We start from the raw sequence: 20,693 nt of genomic DNA on the forward strand, positions 1-20,693 counted from the left end.
TTAGATAGTCATGGGAATTTCCATGAGCAATATTTCTGAAGCAGTATCTGATTGAATAGTCAATTTGTTTATATCCCAAAGACCCAGTCCGTCTCTGGACTTTAAAGCCTGACCATCGATGTGTACATTCCCATTGATGACAAATGCATACACGCCATTTCCTTTTTTCTTAATTTGATAATCCAGTGAAATTCCTTGGTCTAATTTCCCCAGATGAAACCAAGCATCCTGATGGATCCACACACCTTCATCATCCGGGTTGGGTGACAAAATTTGCTGCAACTTGTTGTGCCTTTTTTTGAGATCAAGTGTCAATTGATCATAACGGGGCGTAACATTTTTTTTATTTGGGAAAACCCAGATTTGAAGGAATTTTCCGACCGCATCTTTGTGGTGATTGTATTCGCTGTGGGTGATTCCCGTTCCTGCACTCATGACCTGGATATCTCCATTCCTGATAACGCCTGCATTCCCCATACTGTCCTTATGTTCCAGCGCGCCTTCCAGTGGAATGGTGATGATTTCCATATTGTCATGCGGGTGTGTACCGAATCCTGTTCCCGGATCAATGCGATCGTCATTCAGTACCCGCAGCACACCAAAATGCATGCGTTCCGGGTTGTAATAATTGGCAAAACTAAAAGTGTGGTGGGAATCCAGCCAACCGTGATTGGCGTGTCCACGCGTTTCTGCCTGATGTAAAACTTTACTGGCCATGATAGTTGATTTTGTATTTGGAAGATGATTGAACCCCAAAATTTCAAGGGGTTTAAGTTCGTCAATGTCATTGTGAATAATAGATCCGATCGCAGAGGTGCTGGCGAGAATGCCCGTCCCGAGAAGTCCTTTTTTCAAAAAATCTTTTCTGTTCATCTTTTAAAATTTTAATACCCAAAATTATTACGACTTAGAACTCTTTCCAATAATCCAGTTTATCATTTGCTCTTAATGTAAGACAAGAAACTAAAAGCCTTTTTCAATTTTATTATAAAAACCACCATAAGTAACTGTTTTTACACCTTCCTCATTAAAGAAATCACCCGGAAAACCGAGATCGATTTTACTGGCCTCATTTAATTTTTGGAGGTGCTTGGGTTCAAGCACCAGATCTAAAGCTTTTAGATTTTCTTGAAGTTGGCTAAGTTTGGTGGCGCCTGCGATGGGAATGGAGGAGATGCCTTGCTGCATCGTCCATTTTAAGGCTACGTGTGAGGGTTCGACACCAAGTTCTTCCGCCACGGCCATTACCACTTTTGTAATGGCTACTGCCCGCTCATTGAGTCTGGAGCTACCTTCTTTAATTCGTCCGGGATCGCCTTTCAGATATTTGCCGGTAAGTGCACCACCGGCCAATGGGGCCCATGGAATAATGCTGAGACCATGTTGGGCAGCCATCGGAATGAGTTCACGTTCGGGAGTACGCTGAAGGAGGGAATATTCCATCTGCAAGGCAACAAATTTTGACCATCCCATGCATTGGGCAAGGGTCTGGGCCTGACTTACGACCCATGCAGGCGTGTCACTGATGCCGATGTAATTTACCTTCCCCTGCCGCACGAGGTCATCAAGACCACGCATCACCTCTTCAATGGGTGTGAGCCGATCCCATATATGTAGGTAAAGCAAGTCGATAAATTCTGTATTCAGTCGCTTCAGACTTTCTTCTACACTGCGCATCATATTCTTCCGGTTGTTTCCGGAAGCGTTGACATTGGTAAGATTGTCATGAAGCGTATATTTGGTGGCAACTACAAAGTGATCCCTGTTGCTCTGTATGAATTCTCCTATGATGCGTTCACTGGTGCCTTCTGTATACCGGTTGGCGGTGTCAATAAAATTACCGCCGGCCTGTGCGAAGGTTTCCAGAATCTGCAAACTGGTTTCTTTATCTGCACCCCAGCTCCATTCTTTGCCAAAGCCCATAGTGCCCAGACATAATTCAGAAACTTTAAGCCCGCTTCTGCCCAAAAGTTTATAGATCATCAGTGTAATTAATGGTGAATTGATAGAACAAGTCTAAATGTAAATGGTTGTTCGGAATGAGAAAAGTTAATTACCTGTTGAATGCCACAGTAAACTTGCTCTTAGAAGTTTTCTAAATAAAAACTACTATCATAAGTAGAAAAATACTTAATTCTAAATTTAATTTATTTTGAAATTCGATTGAGTATTAGTTTTCGAGCTTTAGAAATTTAATAAATAAGTTGGCAGACGATTCAATCAGTAAATAAATGATGGACCAGTATCTATTCTGGTTTAAAAAATTTCGTTGAGAATTTACTAACTTAAACATCATAAAATTAATCAATCAGCTGCCAGAAGAATTATATTATTTTTATTTCAAATAATCAAATTTTATATTCTTTGAAGTTTCCATACTTGCTTGGATTCCTTTGGCTAATTATGATTGTTAATAATTTTTTTTCAGACAATTTATTATTTCAAATTTATGCTGTGCTATAGTAATAAATTTAGAATACATAAATGCAATGTTGAAGGTATTTAAAGACTAAATGCTGGTTAGTTGATTTAAGTCACTTTTAAATCAATATCACCCACATCCTACCATTTAGATAAATAGATATCTTGCAGCATGAATAAAGGCCACAAAGAATTATATGGTGCGTTGGTGATACTTTTCATATTGGGGCTGCATTATTATTTGAATCCATGGAATGCAGATGCCAGGGTTTTGCGTACGGTCACAGTTGCCTTCTTGATGATTTCATTTTGGGTAATGGATTTTATACCATTGGCTGTGGTGGCCTTGTTTCCTCTGGTACTTTTTCCCTTGTTAGGAATTGAATCGCTGGACAATACAGCCAGACATTACGCGGATCCAATCATCTTTTTATTTATGGGTGGATTTTTTCTGGCCCTGGCTATTGAAAAATGGAATCTACATCAGCGAATTGCCCTTAACATTCTTCGTCTCACCGGAAGCAATGGGGACAGAATCATCCTGGGTTTTATGTTATCGACTTTTTGCATCAGCATGTGGATCAGCAATACCGCCACAACGATGATGATGTTTCCAATTGCCTTGTCAGTCATTAATTTGATTCAGAAAACGAATCCCGGAATCGACACCGGTTCATTTGCAATCTCCATCATGCTGACAATTGCCTACGCTTCCAATATTGGTGGCCTCTCTACCATCATAGGCACTCCACCCAATGTGGCTTATGTAGGTTTTTTACGAGACACGGCAGGAATTGAAATTTCTTTTATGAGATGGATGATGATTTGTTTACCGGTGGCGTTGGTTCTCTTGTTTTTTTTGTATGTGTTGTTTACGCGAATTTTATTTAAAAATAATTTGGGCCACCAGGAATCTACAGCAGAATTTATCCGCAACAAAATCAAACAACTTGGAGTCTGGAGTGTGGCCGAGAAAAGGGTGATGGGCGTTTTTTGTTTGGCCGCTTTTATGTGGATCACTAAAGATCTATGGGTAAATTGGACCGGTTTACCCATCAGCGATACCATGATCGCCATCACGGCAGGCATCACATTGTTCATACTGCCCTCAGGTACCAAAACTACCACAACTGCTTCCTCGGATGAAGAGGAAGACTCTGCACCAAGAGATAGAATATTAATTTGGTCAGATACCCACAAAATGTCCTGGGGCATATTGCTGATGTTTGGTGGAGGACTCACCCTTGCAAAAGGATTGGAACAGGTAGGTGTCATGAAAAGTCTGGGAGAACACATCGCATTCATGGCCCCCTCTCAGGAATTTCTATTGATCCTGATGGTCACTACAGTTTCTATTTTTTTATCAGAGATTATGAGCAACGTAGCGCAGGTGATCGTGATGGCTCCGATCATTACCGCTGTAGCACTGAATCTTCAATTGGATCCTCTACTTTTAGGAATACCGATGACCTTGGCCGCCAGTTGCGCCGGTATGTTGCCAATGGGAACACCTCCCAATGCCATCGTTTTTTCGAGTGGCAAAATTCCTTTAAGAAAAATGCTGCGCGCTGGTTTCTTCCTGAATCTGATGAGCATTGTGGTCATTACGGTGCTGTGCTATGCCTTGATCCGCTTAAAATAATTTGCGGTTATGCACACTCGTGGATGATTTTTGTAAATTTGCATCTACTGACACGAACACCTAAATATTCTTATGCAAGAGAAATTCGAATTGCTGAAGAAATACTTCGGCTACACCAGCTTTAGACCTCAACAGGAAGCCATCATTCATTCGATCATGAACGATCACGACGTGCTGGTTCTGATGCCAACAGGAGGCGGAAAATCTATTTGCTTCCAGATTCCGGCATTGATGAAACCGGGGATCACTCTGGTAATCTCCCCCCTCATAGCTTTGATGAAGGATCAGGTGGAATCGTTGAAGGCCAATGGAATTGCCGCTGAATTCATCAACAGCAGCTTAAGTCCACAAGAGGAAACGGATATTACCAACCGATGCATGGCCAACCAGATCAAATTACTCTACGTATCTCCTGAAAAAGCATTGAGCGTAAGCGCAGGCTTTCTCAGTATGCTGCCTGTGTCGATGATTGCCATTGATGAAGCGCATTGTATTTCGCAGTGGGGTCATGACTTCCGCCCAGAATACGCCCAGCTAAAATCCCTCCGCTCCATTTTTCCAAAAGTGCCCATAATCGCCTTAACTGCTACTGCCGACAAAACCACCAGAAAGGATATTGTCCAACAGTTGGCGCTCAGGGAACCCAAGCTTTATGTGTCCTCATTTGATCGGCCAAATTTTTATATTTCAGTAAGAAGCAATGTAAAAGAAAAAGACAAAATAGAAGAGATCGTTTCTTTTATCAAATCTCATGCTGAAGAAAGTGGCATCATTTACTGTCTCTCCAGAAAGGGAACTGAAGCTTTGGCCGCCACGTTAATTCAATCCGGAATTCAGGCTGCATTTTATCATGCAGGAATGAGCAGTGCAGAAAGATCAAACATTCAGGAGAAATTTATCTACGACGATGTCAAAATCATCTGTGCAACCATCGCATTCGGCATGGGTATTGACAAATCAAATGTGCGATGGGTGATTCATTATAATTTACCGAAAAACATCGAAGGCTATTATCAGGAAATTGGAAGAGCCGGACGTGATGGAGCACCCGCCAAAACTATTTTGTTTTACAGCATCAAGGATCTGATGATGCTGAATAAATTTGCTTCCGAAAGTGGACAGGCTGAATTGAATCTTGAGAAGCTCAAGCGGATGCAGCAATTTGCCGAAGCAAGGGTTTGTCGCAGAAAAATATTGCTGGGGTATTTTGGTGAAAGCTACGATAAGAACTGCAATTCCTGCGATGTGTGCAAAGATCCTCCGACCTATATTGATGGAACACTCATCGCACAAAAAGCAATTTCTGCTTTGCTGCGAACCAATGAAAGTATCGGTATTAAAACCCTTATAGACATTTTGAGGGGATCCATGAATGCTGAAATAGTTGAGCACGGTTATGACAAAATCAAAACGCATGGCGCAGGAAGGGAATATACCTCTGAAGTCTGGCAATCCTATATTTTGCAGTTGTTGCAAATTGGGATTTTCGAAATGGCATATGATGAAGGCTTTTCACTAAAAGTCAGTCCTTTTGGCAGGATGGCCTTGAGCGGAGATCAAAAAATTGAACTTACCGCCTTCCAGCCCAAATCCACCCGGGAGAGTATAAAGTCGGAAGTAAGTTCGGAAACAAAACAACCACAATCTGTTTTCGAATCCCTGCGTTTGCTGCGCAAGAAAATTGCTGTTGAGATGGGACTTCCTCCATATATTATTTTTCATGATAGCACCTTGCAGGAAATGGTAGAAATGATGCCTACCTCTCGTCTTGAAATGATGGTAATTAATGGAATGTCGCATACCAAATATCAGAAGTACGGTTTTCGTTTTGAACATTTGATCATCGAACTTAAAGGAAAAAACAGAGAAGAGGAACAAACACAAATTGATGTAATCCTCAGTGAGGAAAGTGTGTTGAAGTACGTCGAAGAATTGAAAAAATATCCTGTAAGAATATCCCATACAATCCTTGGCAAAGTCTTGCTTGGCTCGGAGCGTGAAATGATCATCGAAGACCTAAAGGATTTAAGTTTTTATGGAATCCTAAAAGGCAGGTCCAATTATAAAATGATCAGTCCTATACTCCAGCAAATTTTCAAATCAAATAAAATCGTAACCGGTACAACTGCTGAAATCAATGCACAGAATTTTTTTAGTCTTCCTTCTCAAAATGAATTATCCGATGAAGAAATCCAGTCTGTGAGAAGGCAGGTATCCGGTTTTGATTTGAGCAGACCCGATGATGAGATTGACAATGATTTTATTCTTCAGACGCGCAAGCAATTTCCTCGCGCTTATGAATTTTGGAGTGCAGAGGAAAATCAACTGCTTTTGGAACTATGCAAGAAAACAAACGATCTCGAGGTTTTAGCCGATATGTTAAAGCGTAACCCAAGTTCCATTAAAAGTCAGTTTAAGAAACTTGCAACAGGATAATTTACAAATATCATAGTTAATAATTATGTCACCCCTCTGGGGTTTGATATTGCAGGCATGTTTTTTTATAGTAATGTCACCCCTCTAGGGTTTGACATCGCATGTTATTTTCTGTTATCGTAATGTCACCTTTTTTTTTGTATGCTATATCATTCTGGTGAATGGGTAATACAATCCCGTAGGGATGAAATTTTTATAGAAACCCCGTAGGGGTGAAATATAGATGATGCATGATTGAAAAGGGCAGCAACCAAATAGATCACTGCCCTTTATCATATAATATCGATATAAAATAAAATGTAGGTCGTTATGTTATTTCTAAAATTGTATTTGAGAAATTTATATTTTAAATCATCAACAAAAATCAATTACAACCCATGTCTTGTTTAGATTGCGGATCACTGTTCGGAAAACAATTTCCAGATTGAACATTAACAGGTTTGTATCTGATCAAATTCGGATCGAACAATCCATTTTCTAAAAACTCAGTCAATTTATCCACCTCACTTTCTGTCAAACCAAGAGGTTTGAATTGCCTGTCTATATTGCTTTTCGGAATATCCGGATTTTCGGGTATGGCTAAGTTGAAATACTCCACCACTTCGCGAAGACTGTGTTTGCTGGCACCATGAAAGTAGAATCCAATATCCTTGAGGTTGTACAATTGTGGCACCTTGAATTTATACAGATCATAGTCGTTTAATGAAAATCCACCTCTGCCCTTACTTCTACCATCAGTTGTTTTAAATACTTCGTAGCCATTCTGGTCCAGATTTTTTACCCCAACACCGGCAAATCGCTGACCATTCAGGGAAGGGCTGTTGTGACAATTTACACATTTTGCTTTACCAAAAAATAAAATGGCCCCTTCTTTTTGTTCGTCGGTCATTGCCTGGTGATCTCCCTTGATCCATTTTTGAAAAGGTGCTTCATTGGTGAGGACCGTTCTGAAATAAGATGCAATGGCATTTGCCGCATTTTGTAAAGTGTAACGATCTTTCTCAGGTACATCAGGAAAAGCATTGTCAAATAACGGAGTATATCCTAATTTGTCCATCAGTTCCTTGTTGATCATTTGTCTGTGCACCACCAGTGCTCTTGGAATCACGGCTTCCAGCCCTTCTCTTTGTTCCTTGTTGATGGCTGTAAGGGAGTCTGTGACACCCCAAACACTTTCCGTACCAACATTCATCCCAAAAGAACCAAACGATCCATTCCACAATGGGTTTCTTACATAGGCAAGATTGATAGTTGGCAAGGGTCTTGCGCCCTGTGCATCCACTTCTGTGCCATCGTATGATGGATTTTTTATTCTGCCTTCTCCCGTATGACCAAAGCCAATTCCGCCATCAGCTATTCCTTGAAACCTTCCGGCGGTAAAGTTCTTTTCAGGTACGTGGCAAGTGCTGCATGAGTAGGTTGCCATGGAAACTGATTTTTTGGCAGCCATTCCCAGGCCTGTTTCAAAAAACAACAATTTTCCTAATCCCACCTTGGCAGAGGTAACCGGATTTTTAATGTCCTGGTTGGGTAATGATTTATAATCTTTGCTGTTGGGCATTGCATACCAATCTGCCTTGCCGTTGAGGCTGTTTTCATTGAGCAAATTTGTGAGCTCTGCATCCTGCTCTGATATTGTAATCTCCTTTTTGCAGGAAACAAATGTGTACATCAAAATAACCAATACAAGTAGATTCTTCATAAATGGGATATAAAGTTTAACCAATAAGCGTCAAAATTGGAAGGAATGTTTGACCGCTTTTGTGACGGATGTCACAAAACTGAAAATAATTCAAAAAAAAATTAAAAATCTTAGTTAAATGGGAACTATTGCATGAACTTTGATAATCTGGTTTCATCCAGAATTCTAATTTTCTTGCCGGCAATTTTAATGATGCCTTCTTCCTGTAGTTTATAAAGTTGACGCGTGGCGGTCTCTCTGGTCGTTCCTGCCAGATTTGCGAGCTCTTCTCTTTTAATACTGATATTTAGGGTGGATTGGTCCCGCTCATAACCATAATTTTGAACTAAAAAGAGCAAGGCGACACCGACTTTATCGTGAGCCGGTTGTTGAGCAGTGACAGTAATTTTTCGCTCTGCTTCTTTCAATTCATCAGCCAGCAGTTGTGCAATTTTCAAGACCAATTGACCTTTTTGTTCAGCCAGATTTATGAAGGGTCCTTTCGGAATAAAACATACCATGGAATCTTCCAACGCAGACGCAGTGCAGGAATAGGAATCATTGCTTATCAATGCACGATGTCCCATCACATCTCCTTCACTCACCATATGGACAATCTGTTCTTTTCCATCATGTCCTATTTGGGATATTTTTATTTTTCCGGAAATCAAGCAAAACAAGCCTTTTGGAAAGGCACCTTCTTTAAACAACTGCTCACCTTTTTTAAATAAGCGACATGTTTTTATTTGATCCAACGCATGAAGATCTTCTGTATTCAATTCATTAAAAATTGAATTTGTTCTGACCTTGCATTTGCAGCACATGATATTTTCTAACTCTATCACTGTAATTTAAATTTGCCGGATCAAGGAATTGAATTTTTAGTTTTCAACTTAAACTTACACATCTCATATTTATCTCATCAAGGTAAAATCACCTGTTAGCAATTGTGTTTGACCATTCTTCCACTCTACTTCCAACACATATAAAAAAACAGCAGGATTAAGTACTTCGCTTTTAAATTTTCCATCCCATCCTTCTGATGGAACATTGGGTTCGAAGTTATTTTTTCTAAAAACAAGTTCACCCCATCGGTCGTAAATGGAAAAAGATTTGATTGTTCGGTAACTGTCTTCAGAAACTACCGGAAATAAGTAATCATTGATACCATCTCCATTAGGACTGAATGCATTTGGCACCCAAACACCGCGTTTAATGATCTGAATTAAAATGCTGGCACTGGCTGTACATCCTTGTTTGTTGGCATAAGTGATGGTAAAGCTGGTTTCTGTATTGAGTCCTTTAAGATTAGGTTCCGGACAATCTGAACAGCTCAGGAATTCAGCAGGAGTCCACATGATCCAGGCAATGGAATCTGTTGGAATTGAAAAGACAGGTTTTAGTGTAAATGGATCGCCCGCATTTATTTTTACAGAGGTAGGTAAATTGACGCCGGTAGCAGAGGGCGTAAGGATTTGAAAATCTTTGGAAACAATACATCCATTGGCATCTGTAACTTCCAGTCTGTGTAAGCCCGGGGCCAGACCGGTAAGGTAAAGTTGGTTGATCATTTTTCCATCAAGGGAATAAGTAAATGGACCTGTTCCTCCAATGATGTTCAGGATGTTTACAGAAGCCTCGTCGCCTGTACATTTTGGTTGTTGAAGATCAAAATTAATATCGACAGGGAGATTGGTGTTTTCTAAGATGGTAACGCTGTCCATGCTTTCACAACCATTTTCTGGATTTGTGATGCGCAGGTAATAAGTACCGGCCTTATTTCCTTGTGCATTTAAATCATTTGGATTGCTGACAAGATTGCCATTTGAAGTGGTCCACAATACATTGAAATTTGATCCGGAATTTTGAACAGTAGCCGTGATTGGAATGATGCGTCTCGAACAATTCAACTCCTGTGGTTGTAGTATTCGGATGATTGGTTTTACTTTATTTTCCACCACAGTCACGCTTATTTCTTCCGTGCATTTGTTTTTTTCATCTGTGACAGTTAATCTGTATTGGCCAGTGCGATCCACCCTTACAAAACTGGAATCAACACTACTGATGATGTTGCCATTTGTTGTTGACCAATTGTATGTTAATTGAGGAGTTTGTCCGTTTGCATTGGATTGAAGTATTACGAAACTCCTGAGGCAATTTATGGTGTCCGGAAGTGGAAGAACAATTGTAGGTTTTGACAAATCCGGAATGATGGTCAACTGATCAAAGGCGACACATCCGTTTTTTAAATTTTCAACCCGAAGAGTGTAATCACCCGGTGCGTCCGCCCTAATGGTTTGTGCATTTGGATTACCGTTGATTGTTCCTCCATTGGTAGTCCATTGAAATGAATATTGGGATGAATTTCCCATGGCTATACCTGACAGATTAAGCGAAGAGGTGGCACAATTCCAGACTGCATCGTTGCCGGCATTTACAATGGGAGAAAGGGTGTCTACAGATACTTCAATAACAGCTTGCGAACTGCAACCGTTGGTTGCATCTGTAACTATCAGTACGTATTGTCCGGGAGTTTGCACGGTTGGAGTAAGTGTCAAAGGATTTGTGATGTTGGCGCCTAAAGGACCAGTCCACAGTACATTCAATGGATTTCCTGAGGATGAATTTGCAGAAGCTGATAAGTTGATGCTGTTTTTTTTACAAGTCAATGTATCAGCTGTGCTGATGGCAATGACGGGTTTGTTAAGGTCAGGATTCAAACGAATGCTAGCCGAATCACTGCATCCATTGTCAACATTAAAGATGGTAAGCTTATAGATGCCAGGGGCAGAAGCATTAATTTTTGGGCTTCCATTTCCGGACTGTATATTGCCATCAGGAGTAGTCCAATTGAATCTCAAGTTGCTACCGGTACTACTCGAAGATGCATCAATACTGATGATGCTGTCCTTGCAACTAAACAGCAGATCAGGACCCAAAACAACTTGAGGTTTGATTTTATTTTCATCAATGAAAACAGAATCGATGTTTTCACATCCGTTCATTGGATTGGAAACTTGTACAAAATACCAACCCTTTTGATCAACGACCGGAGAAGATGTATTTCCACCTGATAAAATATTTCCATTTGAGGTAGACCACAAAAATATTACGGAATCCTTTGGATCAAAATTTGCCTGAAGTTTGATGGTAGTTTGATTGCAGTTTAGTAGACTGTCTTTTCCTGCATCTACAAAAGGTAAGATTCTGGTATCTATGATTTGAAGGCTGTCCAGAATCTCGCATCCATTTCTATCATTCACCAATCGAAGTTTTACTTTTGCTTTGGAAGAAATGGTTTTGTTATTCAAATCATTTTCCACCGGAAGTTTGGTGTTGTCAATTTCCCAATAGTAATAATAGAATCCGGGTAAGTTGGGATTCATGTTAGAGACTATGGCAAAATCTTTTTTACAATCTATGCTCAAGTCCGGACCTAACTCAAGCATTGGTGGAAACGTATCTGTCTCAACCAGTTTTGTTGCGCTGTCCATGCAAAAATTAACGGTATCTATAATTACTAGTTTGTATAAACCATTTTGACTGGAAGTAATTGAATTTTTATTGCTGATCGTGTTTTGATCCGGAGTGATCCAGGTCAATAACGTACGTAAAGAATCTCTGAAGCCGGATATTAAACCAACTTGCGTTTTACGACAGTCCAACAGACTGTCTCCAAAAATTTTTGCAACAGGTCTGAGGGTATCTGCAGAAATGTCTACATCCATGATGAGGGTACATCCGGAATTGTTGTCCGTAACGGTTACCACATATTTTTTTATTTCCTTCACAAAGACAGACTCGGTATTTTGTCCCTGAATGATTGAGGAGTCGGGAGACCATTTATAGGAATAATCACCACTACCCGAGGCCATGTCCACATCAATGGAAATGCTGTCACCGCGGCAATTGATTTTACCGTTTGCCACCACGGATCCCACCAAGATATCAGGCGCAATAAATTCGATGGATGCTTCTTGTTCACAAGTAGTATTGCCATTGGTATAAATTACTTTCACGGTATAAATTCCGGATCCGCGTGCTTTGGCTGTCAATCCATTTTGTGATAGAATTCTGCCCACATCTGTGGACCATTCATACCGGATATTCGGTCCTGTTGAGGAACCAAGGGCTGTAAGGTCAAAAGGCTCAGAAGAACATTTTGGTTTTTTAAGTATGTCTATTTTGGCTTTGAGGTCAATGATTTCTACAATGACTTCATCCATATCCGTACACTTTTCATACAAAGCAACATCATCAATGGCAAAGTCATTTCCTCCCCGGATGCCAGATGCTTCGTTCATACAAATTTGGGTAGATCCTGATGTAGCTGTAAAACAATATTCAAAACGTTCCCAATTGCATAAACTTGCAGCTTGCACACCGCCTACGGACATTCCATTGATTTTGATGTTCAATTGCCCTGGATTGCTTGATACCACAGAGGTATGCCAGAATTCAAACAAGTACATTCTTCCGGCGACAGTAGGGATGGTTTGGCACCAAAAATTCGTTCCGGCCGAAGGGTGGCCATTCAGCAACAACATGTTTCCTCCGCCTGAAGTATGGTCACCACAGGGTGCAAAACCTCCGTTCCATGAAGAAGGGTTATTGGTTACAAAATATTCTCCTTCTGTTGTGTTCGTAAAATTATAGGTATAGTTGGATGAAAAACCTGTATTGCCGGATTCAAAATCACCATTCGTAATCAGGTTTGTGGTGGAGACCCCTTCGGCAGTAAGTTTAAAGGTGTATTTACCGGGTACCCGGGTGGTTACTAATGGGTCCAGCACACTTGGGCTGCTCAGATTATTGGATGGACTCCACATGAATTTTGTATAAGTACCCTGGATAGAACCTTGAAGCTGAATGATCTGGGAAGGATCACAAATGATCATATCAGGTCCTGCATCGGCGTCTAAACCTACACATTGTGCTTTGATTTCAGTGAGCGGCGATGTTATCAATAAAAGCGAAAGGAAAATTAAAAATCGGTAATTCATAATTCTTTGGCAAGATCAGATATTCATTTAAACACGTTGAATGCCTGCCCTAAAAGTAAGCATATTCTTTTATCCTGTGTATCCGGATATCCAAATTTCATTCCATATCATGGATCGGATAATCCATTTGGGTGCTTTTCTACACGCGAACTTTGCTCATCAGGAATATAGGCTTCGCCCTGGGTCAGGTAATAATTTATGGTCAAGAGTTTAAGTATTGTATTTCATTTATCCAATGGGTTTAGTTTGGAAACTTAAATGTATTTTTGAGCGATTCCATTTTAGTAGCTTAGAAATTTATTTGCAATAAGTTAGTAGATGTATGAAATGATTTACCATAGTACGAAACAAAATGAATACAGAAATTACAAGAGCGATCCTAAAAATATTACCCTTCATTCTTATAATTTTGGTAATCCATATCCGGATTCGCCAGGGCAAAATAAATCCTCAGGATCTTTATTTAGAAAAGCCAAGATCCTTGGGAATTTTTCTTAGCTGGGTCGTTGGATTTCTCCTTTTTATTTTAGGTATTGAATTTATTTTGAATCAGGCCGGATTATTGGCATTAACACCCTGGAATCATAATGTACCCACTACAATTCTTAGAATACTAGGTGCAGTAATTCTTGCACCTGTTGCGGAAGAACTAATCTTTAGAGGGCTATTGTTGCAAATATTAGAGAAGCGGAATTTAAACAGACATTTAGCCATTGGCATTCAGGCATTGATATTTGTTGTCCTGCATAATTTTGCTTACCAAAACACCTTAAGTTCAAATATGGGAATCGTGCAGAGTTTTGTAGATGCTTGTCTGTACGCTTATGCTAAATACCACAGTAAATCCATCTATACCTCCATGGCCATGCATTCCATCGGAAATCTGATTGCCACATTAGAGCGATTTTTATTCTAAACAATTTTGCAACTGGTAATTTCTTAATGCAATTACTGCATAAGTCGGTACAGACTCAAAGCAAAGAAAAAAAATTTAGTTGTTCATTAGTAAATATTCTCATGTAAGCTATAAAAATACACACTGACAATTCAATTACAATAAAAATAATGCCTAAAAATATTTTTAAAATCAAAAATATTTTTTCTTAAATCTTACAAAAAAAATCTTTCAATTTCTCAACTCCTTCCGTTGCCGTACCGGGCCATACCTGTAGGTTGTCAATTGCATAAAGATCCCTTGTCAGGCTGGGGTTTTTGTCAATATAAAACATGGGAATTCCTTCAGTTGTATAGGTCATAAGTCCTGCCGCAGGATATACTTGCAGAGATGTGCCGATGATCACAAAGTAATCTGCCTGTTGTGCGATCTCCATGGCACGATACAACAAAGGAACTTCTTCCCCAAACCATACAATGTGAGGCCTGAGCGGAAATCCTTTTTCGCAGCGATCTTCGGCATTCAGATCTTTTTTCCATTCGTATACCAATTCCGGATGTCCGGTGCTTCTCACCTTTAACAATTCGCCATGAAGATGCAGCACCTTGCTGCTGCCTGCCCGCTCATGCAGATCATCCACGTTTTGAGTAAGGATATGGACATCAAATTGAGATTCCAGTTCTGCAAGTCCATAATGTCCATTGTTGGGATTTACGGTAAGCAATTGTCTCCTTCGTTGATTATAAAAATCCAAAACGAGTTCACGATTTTTTCGCCACCCTTCTGGAGAAGCCACCTCCATTACATCATGCCCCTCCCACAGTCCTCCCGCATCTCGGAACGTGCTTATTCCGCTTTCTGCACTCATTCCTGCCCCAGTCAGTACGACGATTTTTTCTTTCATATACCGGAATTTAAGTCGCTCAATACAATCAAAAATTAAATTTTAATTCAATGAATGAATAAATATAACATGGATTAAACACAAACAGTTTTCCGGAGTCTATCTTTGACATCTTCTTTAAAAGTTCCTGAAGTAAGAAGCCGTCTTTTATGCTCAATATTTTCAATATGTCTGTAATTCTTAGAAATACCGTTTGTTTGCTGATCAGCTGGATCTCCGTACTTCATTGTTCCATTTATTCCCAAGGTCTGTACTTTCCGCCGCTGACAGGCAATGTATGGGAAACTACCAGTCCTGCTGCCTTAGGTTGGTGTGAGGACAAGTTGCCCGAATTGTATGATTATCTGGAAAGTGCTAATTCAAAAGGATTCATTGTGTTGAAAGATGGTAAAATAGTCATTGAAAAATATTTTGGTAGTTTCACTAAAGACAGTCTCTGGTATTGGGCATCTGCGGGTAAATCCCTGACTTCCTTTTTAGTTGGTATCGCGCAACAGGAAGGCAAACTTTCCATCGAAGACCCAAGTTCAAAATATTTGGGTCCTGGTTGGACCGACTGTACTGCACTGGAAGAAGCACGTATAAAAGTAAAGCATCAGCTTACCATGACAACAGGTTTGGATGATGGGGTGTCCAATGTGGATTGTACCGATAAGGAATGTCTGAAATGTCTTGCTGAGCCTGGAAAAAGATGGGCCTACCACAACGCACCTTACACCCTTTTGGACAAGGTCATTGAATCTGCCACAGGAGCAAATCTGAATTCTTTTGTACTCTCCAAACTAAGCACTCAGACGGGGATTTATGGAAGTTTTTTACCGATTGACTTCAACAATGTTTTTTTCAGTAAGCCACGGGTCATGGCAAGATTTGGATTATTGATGCTGAACAAGGGCAACTGGAACGGCAACCAGATTTTAAAAGACATGGATTATTATCAGAAAATGATCACCAGTTCTCAGGATCTCAATAAATCTTACGGTTATCTGTGGTGGCTGAATGGAAAAGCTTCTTTCATGGCACCCGGACTTCAATTTGTCTTTCCGGGATTTCTAACCCCTAATGCGCCGGCAGATATGTTTTCCGCACTCGGAAAAAATGGTCAGATCATTCATGTGGTACCCAGCCAAAATCTGGTGGTGGTAAGAATGGGAAATGCCCCCGGAACAGGTGCTGTACCCATTACGCTTCCGGATACCATCTGGCAAAAACTAAATAAGGTCATGTGTCTGCCTTCTGCTACCGATGAATCTGCAACTCAAAATTTGAATGCAGTAAAAATTAATCAACAAGCGGATCATATAACGGTGATGTGGGACGACATGCAATTTGATTTGAAATTGATTAACTCAGCAGGCGATATTCTTCTCCAGAAAAACTCAGTAAGATCAGAAGTTCAAATCAACGCACATTGGATTAACCCCGGGATATATTATATCCGGTTACTGGATACAAATGGACGGTCTGTCGTAAAAAAAGTGATGATCCAATAATATAATCGGATTCAATTTTATTTTATGGTAAGCAGATGCGTGTTGGCTCAAAATGACACAAACTATTTGTAATGTATAATTGGTTTAAACCTGTGATGGATGAAAAGAAAATGAGTCAGGTAAATTTTATAGAGATTAAGTAGAAATTAAATATCTTTAATAGCAGGATTAAATGGATTCCGACACCTCATATAGTTATCGAATGAGAAATTCAGATCGGCCTTTTTCATTTTAGCTTAAACTGATTTAAAAAGCGTTAAGAACAAAATACTGTTTGAGCTCGCATGCAGATAAGCTAATAAATTTATAACAGAAAGGCCTAGAGCTATTATTGCTGCTTAAGGCGAGTTTATTTTGTTTAGCTTTTTAAAACAGTTTTAGCGTTAAGAAATGAAAACAGCCTTGATTTTTTTTGGTTCTTTTTTGTATTAAAACAAAAAAGAACAATGATAAAAGGATGGAATTTGGGACAACTTTAGTGAATTCCGGGGTCCGCAAAACTGGATTATTCCAAAATTTTTGACTTGACCCAGGAAAATGGTATCTGTAAGGCTGTAAAATTTTGATCTTATTGATTGTTTGAATTAAATCTTCCAGCGAAAACCAAACGATCATAGCGGGTGCCGAAAGGGCGGTAATAAACCATGATGAGATAATCGTTCTCAGTCTCATACCAATCTCCTTCATAAAAGCTAGTGGTAATTTTTCCATCGTCATCGGTGGTGGCATACATGTAATCGAAGACAGCGTTTTTGATGTAAAAGGTACCGGAATAGGCTCTTTCCGTTTCATCATATTCCATTCGGAATTCCTGCTTAAGTTTCCAGTCGGTCAATGCACCATAAAGATAAACTGCATGATCAGATGGCACATTGGTTTGCAGTTTTGCATGTGCCCAGACATATTCACTGCGATAGTCTGAAGAGGCATTGTAATCATCTTCAAGCGCATACATCACCCTGCCGTTAAAATCAAAATCAGTGTGATAATTTTTATACAATCTGGATTCTTCCGGTTTGAAATAACAATGAAATTCATTGTCTTTCTCATCCCAATAGGATATGCCCAAAGTTTTGTGCTGGATGGACCGCAAATCTTTTCGCCGGTATTCTTTCATACCCGGAAAAAGTATGCCATCCTGTTTGGTATAATTCAATTGATTTCCGGAAAAAAACAAGGGCTCCGTCAATATCTTTTTTGTCATTGGATTCCCGTTCTGAAGGATTTCAATCTGTACCTCCAGGCCTGGATTATAAATGATACTTTGGCCACCACTTACGACTAGACTGATGGATTGATGAGTCAATACCTTCTCCGGATCAACAGGATTTATAAATCTTGGAGTGGCCCTGAAACTGTTGTCCGTCACATAAAATTTTCTGGTAAAATAGACTTCACCTGAATTGTCGTACACCGCCAGCATAAAATTACCGGTGACCCTAAAACTCATGTCAGCAGAAGGAAGGGTAAGCTGATAATGTACATAGGGGGTATAGGTCTGCGAAGAGGCACGGAATTTTTGTATCTGCAATTCGGTGAATCCATCCAGGTATTCCAGCAATTGCAAATCAGACATGGTCCAATCCTTGTTGTAGTGACAAATCCCATAAAATAATTGTCTGGGCGTGCCTTCCATTAAATCAAAATGCAACTGGAGTTGATAGGATTTATTCAAATGAAGAATCGGCAATAAAACTGGATCATTATTTTCTCTGATGGAGATTGATTTTACCAACGAATGGTATTGCGTATCCACAGGAGCTAACTTATTAAAATTAAGTTGAGCTTTAGCATTGCTTGACCAAAATAAAAAAAACACCCAAAGGAAAAAGGTGTTTTGAAAATGTGTTCGGATGTTTTGCTTCATCTTCACAAATCAACGAAAATTCCCTGACAATGTTGTTATTTATTTGAGCAGTTAATCACGATTGGCCAATTGCCCGCATGCGGCGTCAATGTCCTTACCTCTGCTGCGGCGCACGGTGATCATGACACCATGTTTATGCACAGCTTTGGCAAATGCCTCCAGACGGTCTTCCGAAGATTTCTGATAGTCTATTCCCGGGACCGGGTTGTACTCAATGATGTTGACCATGACCGGAAAATGGCTGCACAGACGGACCAGATTTTTTACATCCAGCGCATTGTCGTTGTAATGTTCAAAGGCGATGTATTCAAAACTGATCTTGGTACCGATCTTATCGTAAAAATATTTCAAGGCACCCATCAATGCGTGCAGATTGTTGTGCTCATTGATGGGCATCATGTCCTGACGTTTTTCATCGTTGGCAGCATGAAGAGAGAGGGCAAGATTGACTTTCAATTCCTCATCTGCCAATTTTTTAATCATCTTGGCAATTCCTGCGGTGGAAACTGTAATCTTGCGATATGACATGTCCGGCCCCACCTGATCATTCAATCTGCGAATGGATTGAATTACATTTTTATAGTTCAACAGTGGTTCGCCCATTCCCATATACACCACATTGGAGACAGGCTTTTCATAGACCTCCAGGCATTTCTTGTTGACTTCCGCATATTGATCAAAAATTTCTGCAACGGTCAACTGACGCAGCAGACCCATCCTGCCGGTAGCGCAAAAACTGCAGGTGAGGCTGCACCCGGCCTGTGAAGAAATGCACACTGTGTAGCGATTTTTCTCCAGAACCGGAATCAACACAGATTCAATCTTTAAACCATCATGCAGGACAAAACGGAATTTGAGGGTTCCATCCCGACTCTTCTGCATTTTGTCAAGCTTTATGGCTTTTATCTCAAAATGCTCATTCAGCAACCTGCGTTGTTCAATGCTGAGATTGCTCATGTCATCAAATGAACGAACGGCATGTTTCCACAACCACTCCTTTACCTGTTTGGTCCGGTATTTCTCAAAGCCCAGTTCTAGCAAGCTTGCAGCAAGTTGCTCATCAGTCAACTGGAGAATATCTTTCTTGTTACTCAATGTACTTATATTATCGAAAAGATTGCAAAATTAAGCTTTTATCCCGACAAGCTTGCAAAGGCTCTGTGAATAGAAAATAAGAGACTGTAAATCTCGTGCCAAATGCCTTCTGTCAGGGCTTCATCTAAAATTGGTTAGTTTTGTCGTTGAATTTTCTATAATCGTAGATCTTTTAATTATCCTCCGCAGTGATATGAATAAAAATTTCATCCTCTTCGCCCTGATCATCCTGTCGTCTTGTGCGGTTCCAAAACCAAAAGGCCCATTCAATCCTGCTAAAACCGGACAGGCTCCCAGATATCAGGATTCCTATTACTGGGCGGCGCTGCCGACGCGCAAAGATGCAGCTGATACCGTGCCACCGGGGGTGGGGGATGGATTACTGCCTCAGGATGTAGATGTGTTTTATCTGCATCCCACTTCTTACTTTAAAAAAAAATATGGCAATACCTGGAATGCTGATCTTACAAACAATGAATTAAATGCTGCCACCGATAAATCCGGAGTCCTTTATCAGGCGACCATCTTCAATCAGGCGGCACGGGTGTATGCACCCAGATACCGACAGGCACATTTTCACGCTTTCTTTACCAAGGATAAGAAATCTGCTGATCAGGCTTTGGCTATTGCTTATGAAGATGTCTACAATGCCTTCCTTTACTACTGGGACAATTTTAACAACAACAGGCCCATCATCATTGTAGGTCACAGTCAGGGATCTGAACTCGCCGTTCGCTTGCTGAAAGAGGTGTTCGACAATCCACAAATGAAAAATAAACTGGTCGCCGCCTACATTCCGGGCTGGCCCGTCTATAAAGATGAATTTAAAATACTGAAGGATTGTAAAACGCCCTTTGAGACTTCCTGTATTTGCAGTTGGCGGACTTTCAAGGAAGGAACAAAGCCCAAATGGCTCGATAAAGAGCGGGAAGTTTTCATCACCAATCCACTGAGCTGGACCACTGAACAGTTGAGAATTTCAGAGGATAAAAACAAAGGTATGGTCATCGATATCAGCAAGGAACCTTCCCTGCCTGGCGTGAGTGCGCAGATACACCGGAATATTTTATGGGCCAGCAAACCAAAATTTAGAGGTGCAATACTTTATCAGACCAAAAACTACCACAAGGGAGATTTTAATTTGTATTACCTCAATATACGGGAAAATGCACGGGACCGCATTAAGGCTTATTGGAAATAAAAGAAAGATGAATAATCTTTCATGAGAGATCAAAAAATTCCACCCGAAAATACAG

At 40.2% G+C, this 20,693-nt stretch carries 13 protein-coding genes; 5 read left to right on the forward strand and 8 right to left on the reverse strand.

Going from position 1 to position 20,693, the window contains the following annotated elements:
* On the reverse strand, window positions 1-873 hold the full coding sequence (locus tag IPJ53_04520; protein ID MBK7798355.1) for a pirin family protein: 873 nt from the start codon (window positions 871-873) through the stop codon (window positions 1-3).
* A gap of 90 nt (window positions 874-963) precedes the next feature.
* A complete protein-coding gene (locus tag IPJ53_04525; GenBank protein ID MBK7798356.1) occupies window positions 964-1,983 on the reverse strand; it encodes an aldo/keto reductase in 1,020 nt (339 codons plus the stop codon).
* Between the two features lie 610 nt (window positions 1,984-2,593).
* On the opposite strand from IPJ53_04525, the gene IPJ53_04530 reads away from it, so the two are divergent.
* Both IPJ53_04530 and recQ read left to right on the forward strand, forming a co-directional pair.
* Window positions 2,594-4,063, forward strand: coding sequence for an anion permease (locus IPJ53_04530; protein MBK7798357.1), 1,470 nt, complete (start codon window positions 2,594-2,596; stop codon window positions 4,061-4,063).
* A gap of 72 nt (window positions 4,064-4,135) precedes the next feature.
* A complete protein-coding gene (gene recQ, locus IPJ53_04535) occupies window positions 4,136-6,499 on the forward strand; it encodes a DNA helicase RecQ (GenBank protein ID MBK7798358.1) in 2,364 nt (787 codons plus the stop codon).
* A gap of 364 nt (window positions 6,500-6,863) precedes the next feature.
* Here recQ and IPJ53_04540 read toward each other — a convergent pair whose 3' ends face one another.
* From IPJ53_04540 to IPJ53_04550, 3 genes are all read right to left on the reverse strand, one after another.
* A complete protein-coding gene (locus IPJ53_04540; GenBank protein ID MBK7798359.1) occupies window positions 6,864-8,201 on the reverse strand; it encodes a hypothetical protein in 1,338 nt (445 codons plus the stop codon).
* Between the two features lie 125 nt (window positions 8,202-8,326).
* A complete protein-coding gene (locus tag IPJ53_04545) occupies window positions 8,327-9,025 on the reverse strand; it encodes a Crp/Fnr family transcriptional regulator (GenBank protein MBK7798360.1) in 699 nt (232 codons plus the stop codon).
* Window positions 9,026-9,094: 69 nt separating this feature from the next.
* Window positions 9,095-13,183 carry a gliding motility-associated C-terminal domain-containing protein gene (locus tag IPJ53_04550; protein ID MBK7798361.1) on the reverse strand — a complete coding sequence of 1,363 codons (4,089 nt, stop codon included), beginning with the start codon at window positions 13,181-13,183 and terminating at the stop codon, window positions 9,095-9,097.
* A 352-nt stretch (window positions 13,184-13,535) separates the two neighbouring features.
* On the opposite strand from IPJ53_04550, the gene IPJ53_04555 reads away from it, so the two are divergent.
* Window positions 13,536-14,099, forward strand: coding sequence for a CPBP family intramembrane metalloprotease (locus IPJ53_04555; protein MBK7798362.1), 564 nt, complete (start codon window positions 13,536-13,538; stop codon window positions 14,097-14,099).
* Between the two features lie 187 nt (window positions 14,100-14,286).
* On the opposite strand, the gene IPJ53_04560 is transcribed toward IPJ53_04555, so the two are convergent.
* Entirely contained in the window at window positions 14,287-14,982 is a 696-nt protein-coding gene (locus IPJ53_04560) for an NAD-dependent deacylase (GenBank protein MBK7798363.1), read from the reverse strand.
* 167 nt (window positions 14,983-15,149) lie between these two features.
* On the opposite strand from IPJ53_04560, the gene IPJ53_04565 reads away from it, so the two are divergent.
* Window positions 15,150-16,475, forward strand: a complete 1,326-nt coding sequence (locus IPJ53_04565; protein MBK7798364.1) for a serine hydrolase — start codon at window positions 15,150-15,152, stop codon at window positions 16,473-16,475.
* Window positions 16,476-17,043: 568 nt separating this feature from the next.
* Here the strand turns inward: IPJ53_04565 and IPJ53_04570 are convergent.
* The gene (locus IPJ53_04570) at window positions 17,044-18,342 is read right to left on the reverse strand and encodes a DUF5103 domain-containing protein (GenBank protein MBK7798365.1); all 1,299 of its coding nucleotides are present in this window, start codon (window positions 18,340-18,342) and stop codon (window positions 17,044-17,046) included.
* A gap of 51 nt (window positions 18,343-18,393) precedes the next feature.
* Window positions 18,394-19,446: a 23S rRNA (adenine(2503)-C(2))-methyltransferase RlmN gene (gene rlmN, locus IPJ53_04575; GenBank protein MBK7798366.1), complete on the reverse strand. Its 1,053-nt coding sequence runs from the start codon at window positions 19,444-19,446 to the stop codon at window positions 18,394-18,396.
* Window positions 19,447-19,567: 121 nt separating this feature from the next.
* Between rlmN and IPJ53_04580 the strand changes: the two genes are divergently transcribed.
* Window positions 19,568-20,638: a DUF3089 domain-containing protein gene (locus IPJ53_04580; GenBank protein ID MBK7798367.1), complete on the forward strand. Its 1,071-nt coding sequence runs from the start codon at window positions 19,568-19,570 to the stop codon at window positions 20,636-20,638.
* Window positions 20,639-20,693 lie beyond the last annotated feature (55 nt).

The sequence above is a fragment of the Candidatus Vicinibacter affinis genome, assembly GCA_016714365.1.
Lineage (GTDB): Bacteria > Bacteroidota > Bacteroidia > Chitinophagales > Saprospiraceae > Vicinibacter > Vicinibacter affinis.